The sequence below is a fragment of the Halomonas sp. DP5N14-9 genome, assembly GCF_019802175.1.
Lineage (GTDB): Bacteria > Pseudomonadota > Gammaproteobacteria > Pseudomonadales > Halomonadaceae > Halomonas > Halomonas litopenaei.
Genome location: NZ_JAHVHR010000006.1, coordinates 69,857 through 89,181, shown reverse-complemented (window position 1 = coordinate 89,181; position 19,325 = coordinate 69,857). Strand labels below are relative to the sequence as shown.

24 protein-coding genes are annotated in these 19,325 nt (G+C 58.8%); 8 read left to right on the top strand and 16 right to left on the bottom strand.

The features are described from left to right. Positions 1 to 156: 156 nt before the first annotated feature. Positions 157 to 1,191, top strand: coding sequence for a succinylglutamate desuccinylase/aspartoacylase family protein (locus KUW00_RS05895; protein WP_045992886.1), 1,035 nt, complete (start codon positions 157 to 159; stop codon positions 1,189 to 1,191). Between the two features lie 263 nt (positions 1,192 to 1,454). On the opposite strand, the gene dusA is transcribed toward KUW00_RS05895, so the two are convergent. Further along, positions 1,455 to 2,459 (bottom strand): tRNA dihydrouridine(20/20a) synthase DusA, encoded by a 1,005-nt coding sequence (gene dusA, locus KUW00_RS05890; RefSeq protein ID WP_261392003.1) that lies wholly within the window; start codon positions 2,457 to 2,459, stop codon positions 1,455 to 1,457. A gap of 142 nt (positions 2,460 to 2,601) precedes the next feature. On the opposite strand from dusA, the gene KUW00_RS22525 reads away from it, so the two are divergent. Beyond that, on the top strand, positions 2,602 to 3,660 hold the full coding sequence (locus tag KUW00_RS22525; protein WP_315901107.1) for a site-specific integrase: 1,059 nt from the start codon (positions 2,602 to 2,604) through the stop codon (positions 3,658 to 3,660). A 3-nt stretch (positions 3,661 to 3,663) separates the two neighbouring features. Here the strand turns inward: KUW00_RS22525 and KUW00_RS05880 are convergent, their stop codons facing one another. Continuing rightward, positions 3,664 to 3,921, bottom strand: coding sequence for a pyocin activator PrtN family protein (locus KUW00_RS05880; RefSeq protein WP_222568533.1), 258 nt, complete (start codon positions 3,919 to 3,921; stop codon positions 3,664 to 3,666). A 246-nt stretch (positions 3,922 to 4,167) separates the two neighbouring features. On the opposite strand from KUW00_RS05880, the gene KUW00_RS05875 reads away from it, so the two are divergent. Continuing rightward, positions 4,168 to 4,605, top strand: a complete 438-nt coding sequence (locus KUW00_RS05875) for a hypothetical protein (protein WP_222568532.1) — start codon at positions 4,168 to 4,170, stop codon at positions 4,603 to 4,605. A 5-nt stretch (positions 4,606 to 4,610) separates the two neighbouring features. On the opposite strand, the gene KUW00_RS05870 is transcribed toward KUW00_RS05875, so the two are convergent. The 11 genes from KUW00_RS05870 to KUW00_RS05820 form a co-directional block, all read right to left on the bottom strand. Beyond that, positions 4,611 to 4,889: a hypothetical protein gene (locus tag KUW00_RS05870; protein ID WP_222568531.1), complete on the bottom strand. Its 279-nt coding sequence runs from the start codon at positions 4,887 to 4,889 to the stop codon at positions 4,611 to 4,613. Then, positions 4,886 to 5,035, bottom strand: coding sequence for a hypothetical protein (locus KUW00_RS05865; protein WP_157033052.1), 150 nt, complete (start codon positions 5,033 to 5,035; stop codon positions 4,886 to 4,888). The genes KUW00_RS05870 and KUW00_RS05865 overlap by 4 nt, the downstream gene beginning before the upstream one ends. Beyond that, on the bottom strand, positions 5,025 to 5,240 hold the full coding sequence (locus tag KUW00_RS05860; protein ID WP_222568530.1) for a TraR/DksA C4-type zinc finger protein: 216 nt from the start codon (positions 5,238 to 5,240) through the stop codon (positions 5,025 to 5,027). The genes KUW00_RS05865 and KUW00_RS05860 overlap by 11 nt, the downstream gene beginning before the upstream one ends. A gap of 2 nt (positions 5,241 to 5,242) precedes the next feature. Next, positions 5,243 to 5,632 carry a hypothetical protein gene (locus KUW00_RS05855; RefSeq protein ID WP_222568529.1) on the bottom strand — a complete coding sequence of 130 codons (390 nt, stop codon included), beginning with the start codon at positions 5,630 to 5,632 and terminating at the stop codon, positions 5,243 to 5,245. Further along, complete coding sequence (locus tag KUW00_RS05850; RefSeq protein ID WP_222568528.1) at positions 5,629 to 5,967, bottom strand: phage antirepressor KilAC domain-containing protein; 339 nt, start codon at positions 5,965 to 5,967, stop codon at positions 5,629 to 5,631. Before KUW00_RS05850 ends, KUW00_RS05855 begins: the two co-directional genes overlap by 4 nt. 21 nt (positions 5,968 to 5,988) lie before the next feature. Then, positions 5,989 to 8,655, bottom strand: a complete 2,667-nt coding sequence (locus KUW00_RS05845) for a toprim domain-containing protein (RefSeq protein ID WP_222568527.1) — start codon at positions 8,653 to 8,655, stop codon at positions 5,989 to 5,991. 68 nt (positions 8,656 to 8,723) lie between these two features. Further along, the gene (locus KUW00_RS05840; protein ID WP_222568526.1) at positions 8,724 to 9,107 is read right to left on the bottom strand and encodes a hypothetical protein; all 384 of its coding nucleotides are present in this window, start codon (positions 9,105 to 9,107) and stop codon (positions 8,724 to 8,726) included. A 13-nt stretch (positions 9,108 to 9,120) separates the two neighbouring features. After that, entirely contained in the window at positions 9,121 to 9,357 is a 237-nt protein-coding gene (locus tag KUW00_RS05835) for an ogr/Delta-like zinc finger family protein (RefSeq protein WP_222568525.1), read from the bottom strand. Continuing rightward, positions 9,354 to 9,542 (bottom strand): hypothetical protein, encoded by a 189-nt coding sequence (locus KUW00_RS05830; RefSeq protein ID WP_045992875.1) that lies wholly within the window; start codon positions 9,540 to 9,542, stop codon positions 9,354 to 9,356. The genes KUW00_RS05835 and KUW00_RS05830 overlap by 4 nt, the downstream gene beginning before the upstream one ends. Positions 9,543 to 9,579: 37 nt before the next feature. Continuing rightward, positions 9,580 to 9,786, bottom strand: a complete 207-nt coding sequence (locus tag KUW00_RS05825) for a hypothetical protein (RefSeq protein ID WP_045992874.1) — start codon at positions 9,784 to 9,786, stop codon at positions 9,580 to 9,582. Positions 9,787 to 9,827: 41 nt separating this feature from the next. Next, the gene (locus KUW00_RS05820) at positions 9,828 to 10,046 is read right to left on the bottom strand and encodes a hypothetical protein (RefSeq protein ID WP_162816471.1); all 219 of its coding nucleotides are present in this window, start codon (positions 10,044 to 10,046) and stop codon (positions 9,828 to 9,830) included. A gap of 84 nt (positions 10,047 to 10,130) precedes the next feature. Here KUW00_RS05820 and KUW00_RS05815 point away from each other — a divergent pair, with 84 nt between their 5' ends. The 4 genes from KUW00_RS05815 to KUW00_RS05800 are packed head-to-tail and all read left to right on the top strand — an operon-like array spanning position 10,131 to position 14,647. Further along, the gene (locus tag KUW00_RS05815) at positions 10,131 to 10,826 is read left to right on the top strand and encodes a LexA family transcriptional regulator (protein ID WP_222568524.1); all 696 of its coding nucleotides are present in this window, start codon (positions 10,131 to 10,133) and stop codon (positions 10,824 to 10,826) included. Positions 10,827 to 10,860: 34 nt separating this feature from the next. Continuing rightward, on the top strand, positions 10,861 to 11,883 hold the full coding sequence (locus KUW00_RS05810) for an AAA family ATPase (RefSeq protein WP_222568523.1): 1,023 nt from the start codon (positions 10,861 to 10,863) through the stop codon (positions 11,881 to 11,883). Further along, positions 11,883 to 14,255, top strand: a complete 2,373-nt coding sequence (locus KUW00_RS05805; protein WP_222568522.1) for a S8 family peptidase — start codon at positions 11,883 to 11,885, stop codon at positions 14,253 to 14,255. Before KUW00_RS05810 ends, KUW00_RS05805 begins: the two co-directional genes overlap by 1 nt. A 41-nt stretch (positions 14,256 to 14,296) precedes the next feature. Continuing rightward, a complete protein-coding gene (locus KUW00_RS05800; RefSeq protein WP_222568521.1) occupies positions 14,297 to 14,647 on the top strand; it encodes a hypothetical protein in 351 nt (116 codons plus the stop codon). Positions 14,648 to 14,663: 16 nt separating this feature from the next. Here KUW00_RS05800 and KUW00_RS05795 read toward each other — a convergent pair whose 3' ends face one another. Both KUW00_RS05795 and KUW00_RS05790 read right to left on the bottom strand, forming a co-directional pair. Then, positions 14,664 to 15,692 (bottom strand): phage late control D family protein, encoded by a 1,029-nt coding sequence (locus KUW00_RS05795; protein WP_222568520.1) that lies wholly within the window; start codon positions 15,690 to 15,692, stop codon positions 14,664 to 14,666. Further along, positions 15,689 to 16,138 carry a phage tail protein gene (locus KUW00_RS05790; RefSeq protein WP_222568519.1) on the bottom strand — a complete coding sequence of 150 codons (450 nt, stop codon included), beginning with the start codon at positions 16,136 to 16,138 and terminating at the stop codon, positions 15,689 to 15,691. The genes KUW00_RS05795 and KUW00_RS05790 overlap by 4 nt, the downstream gene beginning before the upstream one ends. Before the next feature lie 25 nt (positions 16,139 to 16,163). Here KUW00_RS05790 and KUW00_RS05785 point away from each other — a divergent pair, with 25 nt between their 5' ends. Further along, positions 16,164 to 16,529, top strand: a complete 366-nt coding sequence (locus KUW00_RS05785; RefSeq protein ID WP_222568518.1) for a hypothetical protein — start codon at positions 16,164 to 16,166, stop codon at positions 16,527 to 16,529. 23 nt (positions 16,530 to 16,552) lie between these two features. On the opposite strand, the gene KUW00_RS05780 is transcribed toward KUW00_RS05785, so the two are convergent. Then, a complete protein-coding gene (locus KUW00_RS05780) occupies positions 16,553 to 19,294 on the bottom strand; it encodes a phage tail tape measure protein (RefSeq protein ID WP_222568517.1) in 2,742 nt (913 codons plus the stop codon). Positions 19,295 to 19,325: the final 31 nt, after the last annotated feature.

Sequence of the window (19,325 nt, the reverse complement as noted above, 5' to 3'; positions counted from 1 at the left end):
CAGTCCGCGTATTCTACCGGACTGGCCCCGCGAGATCAGCGGCATCGATACGCGCACTGAGGTAAATTGGACTCGTTTTGGCGACGTCACAAAGGTATAAGGACGACAGGTGCTGTCGTGTTTTCGACGGCGCGGCATGGCGACTAAGGAACTTTCATGGCAAGAGCCCCCTTCGAACTGGCCGGCATTACCGTCAAGCCGGGCACGCGTGCCCAGATCGACGTGCCGGTGGCCAAACTTTACACCCATGCACCGCTGGATATCCCGGTGGAGGTCGTTCACGGACGCCAGCCCGGCCCCACCTTGCTGGTGTGCAGCGCCATCCACGGCGACGAGATAAACGGCGTCGAGATCGTCAGGCGTCTGTTGCGTTCGCGCCAGATCAACCGTCTGCGCGGCACCCTGATCGCGGTGCCGATCGTCAATATCTTCGGCTTCGTTCAGCACTCTCGCTATCTGCCGGATCGGCGCGATCTCAATCGCTGCTTTCCCGGCAGTGAATCGGGCTCTCTCGGGGGGCGTATCGCGGCACTGTTTCGCGAGCAGATCGTCGATCACGCGACCCACATCATCGACCTTCACACCGGCGCCATCCACCGCACCAACCTGCCGCAGATCCGCGCCCAGCTGGGTGACGCCGGCGAGGAGACCCGGCGCATGGCCGACGCCTTCGGCGCCCCGGTGATTCTCAACGCCGAGCTTCGCGAAGGCAGCCTTCGCCACTACGCCCAGACGCGCGGTACGCCAGTGCTCACTTACGAGGCCGGCGAGGCGCTGCGCTTCGACGAGTGGGCGATCACCGCGGGTGTCCGAGGGGTGCTGCGGGTGATGCGCCGGCTCGACATGCTCACCGGCGAGCAACGCCGGCGCAAGCCGCCGGCGGCAGAGGTCGCCAATGGGTCGAGCTGGGCGCGTGCGCCCATCGACGGCATCCTGAGGCCCAAGGTGCGCCTGGGAGCCCGGGTCGCTAAGGGGCAGGTGCTGGGCAAGGTCGCCGACCCCTTCGGCGAGACCGAAGGCGAGATCCTGTCCATGGCCGACGGCATCGTCATCGGCATGAGCCGGCTGCCCCTGGCCAACGAAGGCGAGGCGCTGTTCCATATCGCCCGCTTCGACGCCATCGAAGAAGCCGAAAGCGCCATCGAGACCTTCCATTCGAGCCTGGAGCCGCCGCCCGATTCACTCTACTAGGCTCAAGCCGTGCAACGGTTCACTCAGGAGCCAAGGCTGAACAGGGAAGTGAGCATTCGCTCACCTGGAGGCATGTGTGTGGCGATAGGGGTGGCGGCAGAGGTAGCAGTAGGGCTAGCGAGACAGATGTCCGGAGGGCTTGATGAAGATCGAGTCCCCAACCCCGGACCCAATAAAGAACGGCCGAGCAGATCGCTCGGCCGTTGTCTTTTTTGCAGGGCAATTTTTCCCGTGCAGCGGAGTGTCGTGCAGCCGTTCCGTTGTCAGGCGCTAACGGGTTCCGGCACCAGGCCCAGGGCATCGTCGAACACCGCCAGGCCCGCGCCGTCGCGATGAGCGTTCTCCGACAGATGTCGACGGAAGCGGCGCCCGCCGGGGCAGCCCTGGAACAGGCCAAGAAGATGGCGGGTGATATGGTTGAGCTTGGCGCCTTCTTCCAGGCGGCGCTGGATGTAAGGGCGTAGTGCCATGGCGGCGGCGTGGCGACTGTCAGCAGGCCCCGGCTCGCCGTAGATCGCCTGGTCCACCTGGGCCAGCAGCCAGGGATTCTGGTAGGCCTCGCGACCCACCATCACGCTGTCGACGTGATTAAGCTGCGTCTGGCACTCCTCGAGGCTCTTGATGCCGCCGTTGATGCCGATATGCAGATCGGGGCGACTGGCCTTCAAGCGATGCACCCGCGGATAATTCAGCGGCGGCACGTCGCGGTTTTCCTTGGGGGACAGCCCCTGCAGCCAGGCCTTGCGCGCGTGCACGATAAACACCTCGCAGCCGGCGTCGGCTACCTGGGTGATAAAGCGCTCGAGATCGGCGTCCTCGTCCTGATCGTCGATCCCGATACGGCACTTCACCGTCACCGGAATCGACACCGCCTCGCGCATCGTCGCCACCGCCAGCGCCACCTTGTCCGGATGACCCATCAGGCAGGCCCCGATCAGGTTGTTCTGGACCCTGTCGCTGGGGCAACCCACGTTGAGATTGACCTCGTCATAGCCCCACTCCTCGGCGATCGCCGCGCACTCGGCGAGTTCCCCAGGATCGCTGCCACCTAACTGCAGCGCCAGCGGATGCTCCACCTCGTCGTAGCCGAGGAAGCGCTCGCGCGGACGCCCGTGAAGGATCGCACCAGTGGTCACCATCTCGGTGTACAAGAGCGTCCGGCGCGTCAGGGTGCGCGCGAATACGCGGTAGTCGCGTGTCGTCCAGTCCATCATCGGCGCCACTGAGAAAGTTCTATCCAGCGTGGGGCGCGGGATGTCAGGCTTCATGCGGGTTGTAGGGGTTGCCTTCTCAATCATATCTGTACATATTTACAGTGGTTTTGCCGTATTTTACTCGGTGTCTTGTCACATTCTTGGCACATGGCGCCGAGGGAATTTGTCACATTGGAGTGTGGTGATGGCGACAATAGTGAAGCGCCGAAAAAAGGACGGCAGTTTCTCATATCTGGTCCGGGTCCGCATCGCTCGGCGCGGCCAGCCCGACTACTCGGAGACCAGGACCTTCCCGAAGAAGGCCATGGCCGATGAATGGGCCAAGCGTCGCGAGCTCGAGCTGGCCGCCCCGGGTGGTATCGCCCAGTTGCGCTGGAAGGGAGTGACTCTGGACGATGCCATCGAGCGCTATCTGCATGAGTTCGCCCAGGGCGCCGGACGCTCCAAGCGCGCCACCATCGAGCAGTTACGCCGCTTTCCCATCTCCAGGGTAGCGATCACCGAACTCACCAGCGAGCAGGTGATTGAGCACGCGGTGATGCGCCGTGACAGCGGCATCAAGCCCTCGACGATCAATCAGGATGTGGTGTGGCTGGGGATCATCCTCAAGACCGCAGCCGCGGCCTGGAAGATGCCGGTGGAGCTCAACGAGTTCGAGTCAGCCAGGCTGCTGTTGCGCAGCAAGGGTGTGATCGGCAAGTCGAGTGCCCGGGACAGGCGTCCAACGGTAAGGGAGCTTGAGCGAATACGCGCTTACTTCCAGCGCTCGCAGCGGATCCGGCCGAGTGCCATCATCCCCATGGAAGACATCATGGACTTTGCGGTGGCCACCTCTCGGCGCCAGGAAGAGATTACGCGCCTGCTGTGGTCGGATCTCGACGATGAGGCCATGACCTGCTGGGTGCGTGATGCCAAGCACCCGCGCCAGAAGTGGGGAAACCACAAGCGCTTCAAGCTGACCCACGAGGCCATGGCCATCATCAAGCGTCAGCCGCGTATCCAAGGGGAAGACCGGATATTCCCCTACAACGGCAAGTCGATCGGCACCCGCTGGCGAGCAGCGACTGCCGCCTGCGGCATCGAGGACCTGCGCTTTCACGACTTGCGTCACGAAGCGACATCTCGCCTATTCGAGGCGGGATACGAGATCGTCGAGGTCCAGCAGTTCACGCTGCATGAAAGCTGGGATGTGTTGAAGCGGTATACGCACCTGCGTCCGGAGAACTTGGCATTGCGCCAGTCTCCGGACGACTAGGGGTCAAGTGTTGACCTGTTTCCAGAGCTGGTGTGCCTCGCCACGCTTCTTGTCCAGGTACTGGGCGAGGTCCGCAGCACTGACCAGCCAGGGGGACTTCTGGGAGTCGCCGGCGCGGTAGGCCGGTACCGGCAGGGCCTGGGCTCCGGCACGGATGCTGGCGGTGCGAGGGCTGATGCCGAAGTAGCGGGGGGCCACTTCATCGAGTGGCAGCTCGGAGCGTCCATCGAACTCCGCCAGCAGGCCAAAGTAGGTATTCATCGTTTTTCGCTCCTTGTTGGCGGTATGGTATCTATGCTGATCCGTCCTGGCGGGAGCTGAAGGTTACAAAGGCCAATGGATAGAGCCTGTGCAACCAGGTCGTGCGGCTCTTGGGCAAGGATTCTCAGCCATGCCTGCTCAGCTTGTTGCACGGTGACGGTACCTTTCGCCTGGCCTTCCAAAACTCGGAGGATCGGCGATAGCTTCTTTTGATCGAGATAGCTCATGTTAAGCAAAGGACCCCAAATGGAAGATTGCTCGAACATTGCCCGCTTCGATGAATACACGGGCAAGATTTTTGCCGCCTTGTATCAGCGGTTTCCTGTACCTCTGCTCCTGCAAACACATGAATATGTTGAGAGTCCAACGGAATTTAGTGATTTTCTTGGTTGTGATACGGCCTCTAAAGAGTCCGAGTTTTTTTGTCATACGGTGGTTTGGCTTGAAAAAGCTGGCTATATCGAAACTGAAGAAGTGGATGGCCGCTATCTGTATGTCCAAGGAGTAGTTCTCACTGCCAAGGGGCTCGAGGTACTCAATATTCAGCCTGATAGCTTGGAGCAGAGAGTTTCTCTCGGTAGCCGGATTACAAGGGCCACGAGAGAAGAAGGCGTCGAGATGCTGCGAGGCCTGGTTCGAGAAGCCCTCAGTGCGGGTGCCAAGATGATGGTTTATGGCAGTTAAAGGCATCATTGTGTTCGCTTTTTCCAATGGTGATAGCGCTGCTGAATGGTCCGCAGCACCGCTGCGGACTTGGGGCGATGATCCAGCTCGGCGCGGCTGTTGACGCCGCAGGCGGCGCAGAGCCAATCGCGGGCGTCCTGTTCGTTGTGGGTGCCGTCGGGTAGCTGCTCGGCGGTCAGGCCAAACTTGTGGCGCCGGCGCCGGTCCAGGTAGAGCCGAAAGCCCCTGTCCTTGCAAAGCAGGGCGGCGGCCCTGGCCAGGGCGCCTCCTTTTCGCTCATTCATGGCTCGTCCTCATTCGCATGCTCGTGACGCTCCGGATCGAACAGGTCCAAGGTCTCGCGGCTGAGTTTCCAGGCTTCCCAGGCCAGCAGTAGCGTCATCAGGATGGCCACCGCGGCAATGACGATGAGGATGGTGTCAGCGGACATGGCGGCGTTTCCTCTCGCTCAGTTCCTGGCACTGGATACAGGTGGTGGCCCAGGGCGCGGCCTGGCGGCGAGCGGTAGGAATCTCGTCGCCGCAATCCTCGCATTCAGTGTTGGTGGCGGTGGCCGTCGGTAGGCGGCACAGCGTGAGTGCACCTTCCATGCGACGTTCCATCAGTTCGCTGGCGATATCGGCGTTGTCGGCCATGATCAGTCCTCCTCCTTGTGAGTCTCGGTGTCCCAGAAGCGCTGCATCAGGCGGTCACCGTCGTCCAGGTACTCGTGCAGCTCGCGGGGTGTGTAGGTGGCCCACTCGATTAGGGTCAGGGCAGCGCGCTGCAGGTCGCGATCGATGACCCGCAGGCGAGTGATATCCAACGGCCAGGTCGGGCCGTTGTAGGCGGCGAGTAGAATGCGCCGGCAGTGCTGGCTCTGGCCGGTGTGTCCGTTGGCGACGTCGACGAGGCGGCGCAGCGCCGCCGGGCCGACCAGTTCAAGCTGCGCTCGGCGCTGTTCGGCGTCGGCCTCCTGGGCGAGGATTTTCTCCATGGCCTGGCGGCTTCGCTCGCGCAGGCGCTCGGTAACACGGTGCATGGTCATGAGGCGCTCCTTGCGTGGTGCGGTTGTTGTGCTGCCCGTTGGGCGTGATGCGCGGGCAGGTGTGCGATGGCGATGCCAAGCTTGTCGGCGATGTGGTCGAGCCCGCCGTCGGTGAGTTCGGTGCGGCCGTAGTGGGTCCATCCGCACGTGGGGTGCCAGTAGGTGCCGGTGGAGACCAACATCAGGCGAGTTTTGCCGCGCCTCCTGTTTCGGTAAGGCCCGGTCGGCAGGTTGTCGGCGCCCAGCACCCCGGCCTCGCGCAGGCGGCGGGCCAAGGTGTTGCGGCCGAGGTTCAGCAGGCCGGCGGCCTGGTCGAGGGTGTAGGTACGCTGCATATGGGACTCCTTCGTTGCCTGCTATGCCTGGAACACCCAGCACTTCACGCTCGCTCCGTTGAGGCGGATGCGGGAGCGCACGGTACGGTTGGCGTCGACGAACTTGCGGGTCTTGCTGGCCTTGAGGTAGCGCTTGAGCTCGCGCATTTCGGGCACGCGCAGCTTGTATTCACCGCAGTAGCGCTCGAAGTCCTTGAGGTTGATGGCGATCAGATCGCCATCGCCGCCGTAGTGATCGAGTACCGGCTCGGCCTTGAGTCCTTCGAGGTAGTCGAAGGCCTCCCAGAACTCCGCGACCAGGGGGTGGTCTGCGCTGATTGCCTGTTGGCGTTCGCGGGCCATCTGCCAGACATGGCCGATGGCCACGTCGATGGTTGCGGCGTTGAACAGGCCGAGTCCGTCGGGACCGAGGCACTCCACCAGGGCGGCGAGCTGGCCGTGGCACTTGGCGATACGCAGCACCTTGATGTCCGGGTCCTCGGCGAGGCGTTCGGCGAAGGGCCTGGCACGCTCGTTGATCAGCGTGAGCAGCTCGGCCTCGCGTTGTGCCACGTCCAGGGCGAACTGACTGACGTGTTCGAGTTCGGCCTTTTCCAGCGCCTCGGCGAGTTCTTTGGTCTGGCGGTTCTGACCCGCACGGGTGAAGTGCAGGTGACAGATGCGTGTCTGGATCGCCTCGCCGGCCTGCACGGCGGCGTTCTGGCTGATCACGATGGAGCCACGGAAGGGCGGCTCGTAGGTGTCGTTGCCGCTGTTCTTCACGCCCCGGGCGCGGATCGAGCGGCCGTTGAAGGCGGTCTTGAGCTCGTCCCAGTCAAACTGCTTCTGTTTGGCGCCGCCGTCCTGCTCGCGGTCAGACTCGATCAGCACCACCGGCAGGTTGGAGACCTGGGCGAAGTTGCGTGAGCGCGCAGGCATGGTGGCCTTGGATGGGTCGAAGCCCTCGTAGTCGCGGCGACCGACCAGCTTCCACAGGAACTCGATCAGCGTGGACTTGCCGGCACCGGCCTCGCCGACGATCTCCAGGAAGGGAAAGCTGCCCATTTCGGCGCGGATCTGTTCGGTCAGCAGGCTGCCCAGCCAGAACGCCAGAGCGATCACGCCCTTGGCCCCGAAGGCGCCGAGCAGTTGAGTCGTCCAGTCGGTCTGGTAGGCCTCGCGGTCAGGGTTGAGGTGCAGGGTCACCGACTGGCTCAGGGTCTTGAGCTGCTTGCGTGCGCCGAGTTCGAAGTAGTCCTCGCTGTTGATGCGTATCAGCTTGCCGCCGGCGACGGCCAGATCACCGAACACGTAGGCCGCGTGCTCCTTGCTGTAGCCGATGAAGTCGATGGTCTCGACGGTCTTGATGCCGCCGATCTGGTCCTGGAGCAGGGTGTCGAGCTGCTGACTGGTGCCGGTCCAGACCGCGCCGGGCGCCACGCCAAGCAGGCGCTTCTTGAACTCGCTGGCACTGGCCAACTGGCCACCGCTGAAGGTGTTCTTCACCGGGGCGCTGCCGTCGGGGAATTCGACGCGGTAGTAGTACCAGCTCTCGTCGGTGACAACGTTGGCCTGGTAGTACAGCGCTGTGGGGAAACAGGTGCAGATGCGCTTGACGCTGCCGGCCTGCTCTAGGGCGGCATCGCGGATCGCAGGGTTCAGGCTTTGCTGGTCGCCGCCATCTTCCCCCTCAGCGCGCACAGCGCGATCGAAGGCGTCGATATCGAGCTTCCACCACCACAACTGACGCTTGTACTCGAACCAGAACTCCCGCCGCTCGCTGCGCTTGTAGATGATCAGTGCCTTGGCCATGGCGGAGGGAGCCAACAGCAGGGCACCGTGGTAGCGGTACGTCTCGCGGTGCTGCTCGGTCAGTTCGCCGCGCTGGTGGCAGTCGTTCCAGTCATGACGGCCGTCGCCGGGAATCTGTGCGGCGCGGCACTCCCAGCCGGCGGCCCTGGCGCGGGCAACATGCTTGACGGTGGCGTTCTGGCCTGCCCGGTTACCATCCAGCGCCCACACCAGGGTGGGGCGCGTGGTTCCGACGGCGTGGGCGGCATCGGCTAGGGCCTTGAGGGCTAAGTCTGGATAGTTGGCGCAGCTCATCGCCGAGACCGCGGCAATACCATGGTGGTTGAGGGCGATGGCATCGAAGATGCCCTCGACGATCCACACCTCGCCGGCCTCGACCAGGTCAGCGGTGGTCAAGGTCGGCGGCTGCCACCAGTTGCCCTTGTAGCGGCCGACGAAGTTGGCCTTCTGCTTGCCGAAGCGCTCGGGATTGTCGAGTAGCCGCTCCCAGTAGGCCCCGCCTGGCAGAGTGAAGCGCACCGTGGCGCTGCCGCCGACGTTGGGCTTCCAGTAGCTCTCCTGGCTGTACCAGCCCTGGATGCGATCCAGATCGAAGCCCCGCCCGTCGCGCAGGTAGCCGTCGGCGACGGACGTCTTGCTCTTGGCTTGAAGTGCCGGCGTGCCGTAGCGCTCGCTCCAACTGGCGAACAGCTCGGGAAACAGCTCCTTGATATGGAACTGACTGCCACAGTTGTTCTCGCGCCCACATTTCAGCATCCAGGGCGACTCACTGGAGATGTACGCTTCGCGCTTGCCGCAGGCGGGGCACACCACCTTCTGCAGGTAGCGACCCCGTTCTTCGGCGCGGTAGTCACGAATCAAACGCGCAAGAATGTCCTGGCGCAGCGATGGATTCACGCTGGCCTCCTTATGATGAAAGCTGGGCGACAAAAAGGTGGGCGAAAGCCCGACGCCGGTGGCAGCGACTACTGGTCGATCAGAACTGGGCGCTGTCGGCGGCGATCGATCACGCTGGTGCGCTGTTCCTGCCGAGCCTGTTTCAGGACTTGAAGCAGGTCGGTCACCGTCAGGGCGACAGGGGTCCCGTCACCCAGGCGCAGTACGACAAGTTGCGACGTCGTGGCGTCCACATCGATGCGCTCGCGCCGGTTGGTGGCCTCGAGGTCGGCGTAGGCCTGGAGGGCAGTCAGTTCGGCGTGCTCGACCGGCGTATCGGTGTTGGCGAGCAGGTAGTCCACGCAGTTGGCCAAGGCATCGCGGCGATTGAGCCAGCGATCGCGAAACAGCTGCGCGGCGGCGAGGTTGTGCGGATCCAGGTGAATACCACGCAAGGGCAGAACATTGGTCATCAGGATGTCCTCGTCAGTCGTTGATCTGTTCCAGTACCCAGCGCCGCAAACTTGGGTCGATGGGGATGCAGACGTCTGGGTTGGGTTGTCGACTCGGTGCGGTGGTGGTGGCGAACTCAAGCTGCATCTTTCCGCCCCAGCCGCAGTCCAGGTTGGTGCACTGGGCGTACACCAGCACCAGGGCGGGAATCGGCCGCTTGCTTGTTCGTGTCGCTAGCCGAGAGCGGCAATGCGGGCAGGTGATCCTCACCGGCTATCTCCTTTCACTTCGTATATCGCTCTGCCCCGACCAGTGAGCCCCTGAGCGCCCCGGCGGATGCGCCGACGCAGCAGCCACTCGGCGGCCTGTTCTCGGGTCTGCAGGTTCTGCTGGGTACAGACGGCATCGAGCACGGCTTTCATGTGTTGATCGAGCTCCATGGCTTGGTCCGGCATGGCGTACCTCGAATGCACGGTGGATGTAGCGCTTCATTCAGCCAGCGCGAGCGGCGACAGTGTCAGTGACGGTGGCAAGGTCGACGCCGAGGACCTCTCGGGCTTCCTTCATCATCATCTGGCGCATCACCTCGGCCTTGGGCAGGCCCAGATAGTTGGCCAGTGCCGTGATGACATCGGCCTCGTATTGATCGAGGTAGACCGTGGCCTTGTTGGTGCGAACGCGTTTCGGGTCCTGGTACATGGCGGAGTTCCTTTATGCGGCAAGTCAGGACAAGAGCAGGATCAGCAACGAGCCGCCTGCTCGGTGTCGGCTTCGTAGCGCTCGATACCGAGCAGAAGCAGCATGCGAGCGGTGGAGGAGAGCGAACGCATTTCCAGCTCCGCGATGCCCTCGAGCTTGTGTCGCTCCCGATCGGTGACCATGGTCATCACCGAACGGTTGCATCCGCGGGGCGAACGGGCCGCAACAGGGACCTGTTGCATGGTGTCAGTGCTGTTCATGGGTTAGGCTTCCTAATGGTTGTCTAAGACTGTAGCGACAGAATGGTACCGAACGGTTCCATTGTCAAGATAGGAATATACCGAATGGTGTCTTTTGGTGAGCGGCTTCGAGAGGAGCGGGAGCGTCTAAGCCTGACGCAGGCCCAGTTCGGGCAGCTTGCGCAGGTGACGAAAAAGACGCAGATGCTCTACGAGAGCGGTGAACGCTCTCCCAAGGCGGACTACATGACCGCTATCGCCAGTTCGGGAGTGGATGTGCAGTACTTGCTGACGGGAGAGAGAACCGTTCGCCACAGTGAGAGCGCAAACGGTGATCTTCCTGGCTGCAGCGTGGAACCGTTTGAGGTTCCGATGATGGGGGAGAACCTTGCCGCTGTACCGATGTACGACATCGAGGCGGCAGCTGGTGACGGACGCTCTCTGGAAGCGGAGGAGGTCGAGACCACCATCTACTTCCCGGGCGAACAGCTCGCTGCTCAAGGCTTGGATCCCGCCCATGTGGTGGGCGTCAAGGTTCGCGGTGATTCGATGGATGGCACCCTGGCCGATGGTGACTGGGTGTTGGTGGACCGTAGCCAGCGAGAGCCGAAGCCCGAAGGCGTCTTCCTGCTGCTGGTCCATGGCGAGCGACGGATCAAACGCGTGCAGCGCGTCGCTGGCGGCGCCTGGTTGTTGATCAGTGATAATGACCACTATCAGCCGGAGTTGATCAAGCCCGAGGATATGAAGGACGTGGCGATTCTGGGGCGGTGTGAGATTCGTATTGGAAGGGTCTCTTAGTCTATATTTATTTATCGCTGTCAGGTTGCTTACAATGTCGAATGCGAAACTATTAAAAGATCTTTTTCAGTCCTTCTCGCTAGGCGATGATGAAGCCTTTAAGTCAACTGCTCGGAAAATTATTAACGTAGAGAAATCGAAAAAACACCACGTTCTTGCGGCCGATCTGGAAAAATTTTTAGAATCTTATAGCGATAAGACTGGCGATCCTGTTGTAACTCTCTCAATGATGATGAAGAGCATCCCGAAAGACTCAGATGGGACTGCAGACCTCATTGAAATTGTTACACCGAAAATATCACGTTCGGAAGTAGTATATTCTGACTCGAACGCTAAAGTTTTAGAAGATTTTATAGTGGAGCAAAAAAGTCACCACCTGTTGAGATCCCATGCGCTGAAACCAAATTCTCGTCTGCTGTTGTGTGGCCCTCCCGGCTGTGGCAAGTCGATCAGTGCAGAAATGTTGGCGAGTGAACTTGGGCTCCCTTTGGTTATTGTTCGTATAGATTCTGTTGTATCTTCTTTCTTGGGAGAAACCGCATCTAATCTAAGAAAAATTTTCGATTTTATAGGGAAGAATAGAGTTGTAGCATTTTTCGATGAGTTTGATGCATTAGCTAAGGAAAGGTCTAATAGAGATGAGCATGGTGAACTGAAGAGAGTTGTTAATTCTTTCCTACAAATGATGGACGGTTACAAAGGGAATAGTGTGATTGTTGCAGCAACGAATCATGAAGGAGATTTAGATAGGGCGCTTTGGCGTAGATTTGACGAAGTTTTGAAGTTTGATAATCCAACAACTAATCAAATTAGAGACTTGTTAGAGATAAAGCTCAAAAATTTTCTTCACGATATACCATTGAAGTCAAATGAGTTCATCCTTCAATTTGAAGGGTTTTCTTATGCTGATATTGAAAGAATTGTCTACTCATCTGCAAAAAAAACTATTTTAAGTAACTATGCAAAAATAAATCGACAGACTATGGAAGAAGTTACTTATAAAGAGATGAAGCGAAAAGACTTTGTCAAAGATATGGTGCGCGCAGGGGGAGAATAATGGAGTCATATGAACATCTATCGATAAAGAGGTTCACTGTTGAACAACCAAGAAGGCGTTCTGGTGGTGGGGGAAGCTTAGTTAAACGTACAGACGTAAGTGGTCATGCACAAAAAATAAGAAATCAATGCAATAATATTGAGGAGAGCGAAACCTATAGGAGTGTGAACGCTTTTGATCCTAACCTTCTTGTCAAAATAAAGGCACAGGATGGTCAACTGAATGATGATAGCTTTAAATCCATAGGTGCACGTTTAATTTCTGAGGAAGACAGCGGTTGTTTAATCGTATTTTTTGACGAAAATGCTAAGAAAGAGTTTTTTGATAGGCTAAGTAAGTATTCTAATGGAATGGAGGGGCCAGGAGTTAACGCGACCCTTTTTCATGCTATTGATAGTTTCGAGCTATGGGAAAGAGGCGATAGAGAGTCATTGGAAATAAAGCAGTCAAACCTGTTTTTCGACAAAGAAAAAGCTCTCTTTGATGTTGAGTTATGGCCATTTGATTCGTTATTAAGAAATAAAGAAAGTTTTGATATAATTTCAAAGATCATCATTGATGAAGGTGGAGAAGTCGTAGACAGTTTTGTTACTGACAATTTGGTTTTACTGAAGCTTCTTCTTTGTAAAAAGTCGTACGAAGTTTTAGTTAATGTAAAATATGTTAGGTTTGTATCTCTACCCCCAAAACTTGTTGCAGAGTTTCATGATAATTTTCGTGATGGTAGCGACGTAGAAGATATCATTTCACCTCCTGAGAACGCTGCAATTGTAGGGGTTTTAGATACCGGAGTGATGCCATCACACCCTTTGCTTCAGAGTTGCATTAAAGAGTCAAAGTCATTTGTTAGTGGAGAAGATGACATAGATGGAAATGGACACGGTACTGCTGTAGCCGGGTTCTGTGCTCATGGCTGTGTGGTTGACGGTGCAAAAGGCCCTGTGGTTCAACACGAAGTTAATATCGTTTCAGGAAAAGTTCTTGATAGTAATGCAGAATACTCACGAAAGTTGATAGCAAACCAAGTTACCGAGGCAGTCAAGTACTTTTATAGTAAATACTCTTGCCGTATATTTAACCTTTCTTTCGGCGATCGAATGTCGCCATATGATGGGAAGCATGTAAGAGGCTTGGCTGTTGTCCTCGATAAGATATCTAAGGAGTTAGATGTCTTATTCGTGGTCTCGGCAGGAAACCTGCGCCACGAAGACAATCCGTGCGACTGGAAAAGAGAGTATCCCCGTTACTTGATGCAGCCGGTATCAAAAATTATTGATCCTGCTACATCAATAAACTCCATCACTGTCGGCAGTATTTCCCGTGAGGATAAGACTTTCAATTCTTTCCGTTCGGAAAAAAGTGTTGAGCAGGTAGCAATTGCTGGAAAAGACGAACCATCACCATTTACTCGATCTGGTTTCGGGGCGGGTGGCGCAATTAAGCCAGATTTTGTGGAGTATGGTGGGAACTATTATATTGACAAATATTATTCTAACGGAACAATTCCGCTACCCGGTGATGCAATTTTAAGTGAGGTGGTGCTAAACAAAGATTATCATAATGGTTATTACTCAAAAAATAACGGAACTAGCTTTGCGGCTCCAAGGATAGCTCACTTAGCAGCTCTGATCATGAATGAGTATGAAAAAATAAGCGCCAACAAGGTAAGGGCTATCTTGGGAGCTTCATCTTCAATTCCAAATATGTCAGAAGAGTTTTACGAACGAGCCTCGTTTAATAGTAAGACAGATGTTTTTTCTCTTGTAGGATATGGACTCCCAAATAAGAATAAAGCTTTAAGGTCAACTGACAATTCAGTGGTAATGATTTCTGAAGATACCATAAAGGTTGATGAGCATCAGTTTTACGAGGTTCCGATACCCGACAGTTTCTTTATGTCTGGACGAAGGGCTGAGCGTAGAATAATTATTTCTCTCGCTTATAGTAGCAGAGTGAGGAGTACGCGGTTATCATATAAAGAAGTTAGGATCGGGTTTAAAGTTGTTGAAGCGGAAAGCATGGATGAAGTCAAGGAAGTGTTTGTGCACAAGTCTGAAAAAGAGAATGTTTCAGAAACACCTGGTTTTTTTCCAAGTTCGCAGCTGAGAAGGAAAGGAACGCTACAGGTGGCCGAGAAAAAGTATAGCATCTTTAATGGAAGAAATAAGCTTAAGAATAATAAAAGTAAATTGTTTATTGTGGTCACATGTCAGAATGAGGGCTGGGGCGAATTTTTGTCCGAAGATTATGCTTTGGCGATTAGAATGGAAGATACTTACACCGAGGGTGTTAGTCTTTATAAAGAATGTAAAAATATAATCAGGTCGCGTACAGATCTTCGTGAAAAAGTGCGCCTATCTAATAGGGTTTGATGTTTTATTTAATATCTTAGGAAAGTTTTGGACAAGCCTATATGCGGGTGAATTACATTGGGCCGCTGTGTCTCGGCATAAAGCATCCGGCATTGGAGGGATACGATCTCTCAAAGTTCGCGCCGACCTGCTTCCTGGTTGAGGTCAGCGAGGAAGCAGGGGTTGATGGGACGCTGATCGAAGGCGATCTGCTGGTGGTGGACGAGGGGAAGGTGGTCCAGCACGCCGATCTCGTTATCGTAGAGCGAGAGGGCCAGCACCAAGTCTACAGCAGCCACCGCATCGGTGGCGGCTTTCGAGCTATCCCGTTCTTTGGATGTGAAGGCTTCTCCATCAAGCAGTCCGAGGTGCGTGGCGTGGTCGTCAGTCAGGCACGGCGCTATTCCTTATGATTCAGCGCGTTCTGACTCACTCCTTCCGCAGCACTTCCATCGACAGCGCCACCGTGTAGGCGCTGTCGTTGAGGTCGTGCCGTACCTCGGTGATCAGCCAGGCGGTCTCTTCGATCTCTCGCTTCCAGCCAATCAACCGCACCGGGGTCTCTGGGTAGAGGTCGGGTCGCCCTTCGGCCAAATTCAGGGTGAACTCGGCGCCACCGCGCTCTAGCCGCTGCATCTCGCTCTGGGCTGCGGCGAGGGCGTCGTCTTCGCTGGCGTAGGTGGGGCGAAGGCACTTCAGGTTGTCGGTGTCGCCGGCGATGACTTCCTTACGCTCGGCGTGGGCGGTGTCGTTCCAGTAGGCCAACACGCCGGTGAAGGCGTCGCGGTCGGTGACGACGTAGCGGTGGCGATCGCCGACTTGGCGATACAGGTCGATGGGGGGAATCTCGGTGCCACCGGCGGTGGTGGCCTGGCCGGCGTGAATGAACAGCAGATTGCCGGCTTTCACTGTTGCGATGGCGTCGTAGCGCTCGGCGAGGCGGGTAAGGAAGTGAAGGTCACTTTCATCGGTCTGGTCGATGTGACCGACGCGGATCCCGCCGAGGCCTCCACTGATCTTCGGCTCCAGGTCGTGGCGCTTGGCGATGGTGGTGATGATGTCGCGCAGCACCAGGTTGTCCCAGCTCTGGGTGCGTTTGCCCGGCAGGCCATGGCGCATGTCGGCGGAGCGGGCGCGGATGATGATCAGGTCCGGGGCGCCGCTGTGTTCCACCTCGTCCACGATGTAGGTGCCTCGGTCGATCAGCGGCTCGCCTTTCCAGCCCATGGCCAGGTGCAGCTCCGCGCCACGCGGCGGCAGGGCGAGGCGCCCGTCGTGGTCGTTGAGGGTAATGTCAAGCTGATCGGCCTCGAGTCCGCGGCGGTCGGTGAGCGACAGGTGCTGCAGGCGTGCGTCCAGCTCCGGACTGATCACCTGGCCCTGGAGCGTCAGACGGTAGTCAGGTGTCCGTGCCGGGCGCCCGGGCTGTAGCAGCGTTGAGCCGAAAAGTTGGATCATGCCAGGCCCCCGCTGAGTCCGGACACCAGGGCCTGAGTAAGGGCGTTGGTGGCCAGTTGGTCAGTTGCGTCTTCGTCGATTCGTTGTAAAGTCAATTCGAAGTCGATCTTCTGGGCGACACCATCGCGGAAAAACGCGCTCTTGCGCTCGTTGAGGCTCTCGATCACGAACAGGCCGTAGACACTGCCACTGCCCTCGATCAGCGGCCAAGCTCCGCCGGCATTGGCCATCTGGCGCAGCTGGTCGAGGTTCTGCTGGCCACCTGTGAACTGGGGCAGCAGGGTGCCTGTCAGGGTGATGCTGTCACCGTCTGGCCCCAGAAACTGACGGGACGGCCGGCGGCCCACCCGCCCCTGGGGCGCATGGCGCCAGGCTGTTTGGCGTTGCAGCTCCTGGTATGCTGCCGAAGATACGCCGAAGATAAAGAGTCCGTAGGCCATCATCATTTATAAAATCTCAGTAGAGGGAAACATGAGTAAAGGCTGCTTTCACGCATGTATGTCAGGGGCGTCATCTATTGTGATGCTTTTTGTTGCTGTTGTGATTGGTAATCACGCATCAACTGAATCTTATGTTATCGAAGTTGTTGGGTCACTCAGTTCTGAAGTCCTTGTGGCGGTCACAGCTTGTTTTCTTGGTTCAGTGATAAATAGTAAAAAGCGTGAAGCAAACATTGTGCTAGTCTGCCTTTTGTTAACATATGTGGTGGGATCATTTTTTGGTGCAATGGATGATGAATTTAACGATGGTTGGCTTGTTTATTGTTTCGCTTCTGTTTATTTCTTTTGTATTTTTATGTCTTTTTTGACACTTGAGAGAGCAATTTTTAGCCAGTGATAATGCTCTTTTAACTGTTGTATCTAGTCCAGGTCGTACATTGCACTCCTATCCCGGGCTGCGGCCTCGCGGCTGGCCTCGTCTAGGGCGCGGCGGACTTCGTTGGCCACGTAGCGGGCCAGGGCCTGCTCATCCATGCCCGGTGCCGGCTGTACATTGATATTGATGCCTCCCTGGATGATCACGCCGTCACCAGCGCTGGCGGCTGACAGCGGAGGCCGGGTGTCGATCGGGATATCAGCGGTGGCCACGGTCGGCAGCGTGGCCGCACCCAGGGCCAGGCTGGCGCCGGCCTGACGCAGTCGCTGGCTGAAGGCGGTGACCCGAGACAACGGCGCCTGTTCGCTGCCCCGGATACCCTGGGCAAGCCCCGCCATCACATCGCCGCCGATGCTCTTGAACACTCGTGATGGTGAGTGTGTGTCGAGCTCGTAGCGGGCGCGGTGCTCGGTGCCCCTGGCGGCGTCGCTGACGGCCTCCCAGGCGGATACGGCGCCATTTTTGATGCCTTCCCCGAGTCCTCGGGCAACGTCCAGTCCGGCGTCTCGCATGCGCCCCGGCAGGCTCTTCAAGTAGTCCATGGCGGCGGTCCACTTCTCCTCGAGCAGGCCCTTGAGGTCCCAGTCGTTGAGCATGGTGGCCACCGCCTCGATGGCGTTGCCGGGGGCGTTCTGAAACCACTGCCACAGTTCGGCGCCGCGGGCCCTGATGGCGTCCCAGTGCTGGAGGATCAGGCCGGGAAGTGTCCAGTTGGTGAAACCGGCGATGATCAGGTCGCGTGCGGAGGCAGCCGTAGCTTTCAGCCACTCCCAGAAGTCGCCGGCGGTTGCCTTTATGCCTTCCCAAAGTGCGGCGAACTTGGGACCAAGGGTGTCCCAGTTCTGCCAGATCAGCAGGGCGCCGGCGGCGATTAGGCCAATGATGGCGAGGATCGGGTTGGCCATGGCGGCGGCTCCGAGCATGCGTAGAGCGCCAATCAGGGTAGGAATGGCGCGGGCCGCAAGGGCGCCCAGCACACGGGTGAAGGCGCCGCCTTTCAGTCCCAGCATCTGCAGGCCATAACGGGTCAGCACCATGGGGCCGAGCAAGGCGCCCAGGGCAAGGGTCAGGGCTCCTCCCACGGCGACCAGGCCGGCGACAGCGGCAGCGGCGGTGGCGAGCTGAGCGGTCAGCTCGGGGTTGGCCTTCATCCAGTCGCCCACGGCACGGGTGATGCGGGTGACGTTCTGGATCAGATCTCGCAACGGCCCCTCGTTGGTGTCGGTGAGGGTGATACCGACTTCTTCCCAGGCGCTGTTGAGGCTCTGCAGGTCGCCTTTGATGTTGTCGGCCATGACCTTGGCGACCCGGGCGTTCTCGCTGGCGGCCTGTTCCAGGGTGGCCACGAATGCCTCGATGCCGGCAGCGCCTTGCTGGTTGATCAGCTCCGCCATGCCGGCGGCGGGTTCCTCGCCGAAGATGTCCTTGAGGTAGGCCAGACGGTCAGCGCTGCCGAGTGTCTCTGTCGCCTTGGCCACGTCGGCGAGGATCTCGGGCACGTTGCGCAGGTTGCCCTCTGCGTCCTTGGCGTTGATGCCGAGTGTTGCCAAGGCGTCGGAGGCTGCGCCGGTGGGGGCCGACAGGCGCAGCATCATGGCACGCAGCGTGGTGCCGGCCTGGCTGCCCTGGATGCCGACGTTGCCGAGCAGGCCGGCCATGGCGGCGGACTCTTCGAGCGACAGCCCCATCTCCCGCGCCACCGGCGCCACGTATTTCATCGACTCGCCCAGCATCTCCAGGTCGACGTTGGCCCGGGTGGTGGTGGCGGTGATGACATCTGCCAGGCGCGTCATCTCGGCGGGATCAAGCCCGAAGCCGGACAACAGGTTGGAACTGATATCCGCGGTGCGCCCAAGGTCCGCGCCCTGGGCCTTGGCGAGATCCAGCATCGAGGGCATGGCGGCGATGATGGCGTCAGGATCGAAGCCCGCCATGCCAAGAAAGCCCTGGGCCTCGGCGGCCTGGGTGGCGCTGAAGGAGGTCGATGAACCAAGCTCGCGGGCCTGGTCCTGGAGCGCCTGAAAGCGCGGATCGTCCTTGTCGAGGCGCGTCAGGGCTTGGACGCGGGACATGGCAGCGCCGTAGTCGACACCAGGAGCCAGTAGCCGGGCGCCACCGTAGAGTGAAGCGCCACCGGTGGCCAGGCCGCCGGCACCAGTGCCCATCAGGCGTCCGGCGCGGCCCATACCCCGGTGGAACTGACGGGCAGCGTCAGCGGCCTGGCGTTGCTTGCGGGCAACTTCGCCCAGTTCCTGCTGTTGTCGCTGCAGCTGCTCGTTGGCGTCACGAATGCGCCGACTCAGCGCCTGCTGCTGGTCGCCTAGTTTGCCAGTCACGCCGTCGACGCGGGTCATATGGGTACGCAGGTACTGAAGCTGCTGTTGCTCCGCCTGATACTGCTCCTTGAGGCGCTGGGCCTGGCGGATGGCCTGGGCACGGCGGCGGGTGAGGTCGCCGGTGGCGCCATCGGCCTGCCCGAGCTGGCGGGTCAGCTCCTGGACTTCACGCTGCTGGTCGGTGAGGGCGCGGGCGCTGTCCTCGCTCTGGCGCTTGAGATCGCGAAAACCGCGCAGCTCGCGTTGAGCGCGTTCCAACGTCTTGAGCTGATCGCGGCTGGCCTTGAGGGCTTCGGTGGTGGCGCCGCTGCCCTGTGTGATCTTCTTCAGCGGGCCGGTGGCCCGATCCACTGCGTCGAGGATGACTTGCAGCTTGAGGTCTCGGGCCATCGGTGTTCCTTGCGGTGTGGCGGTGCGGGTG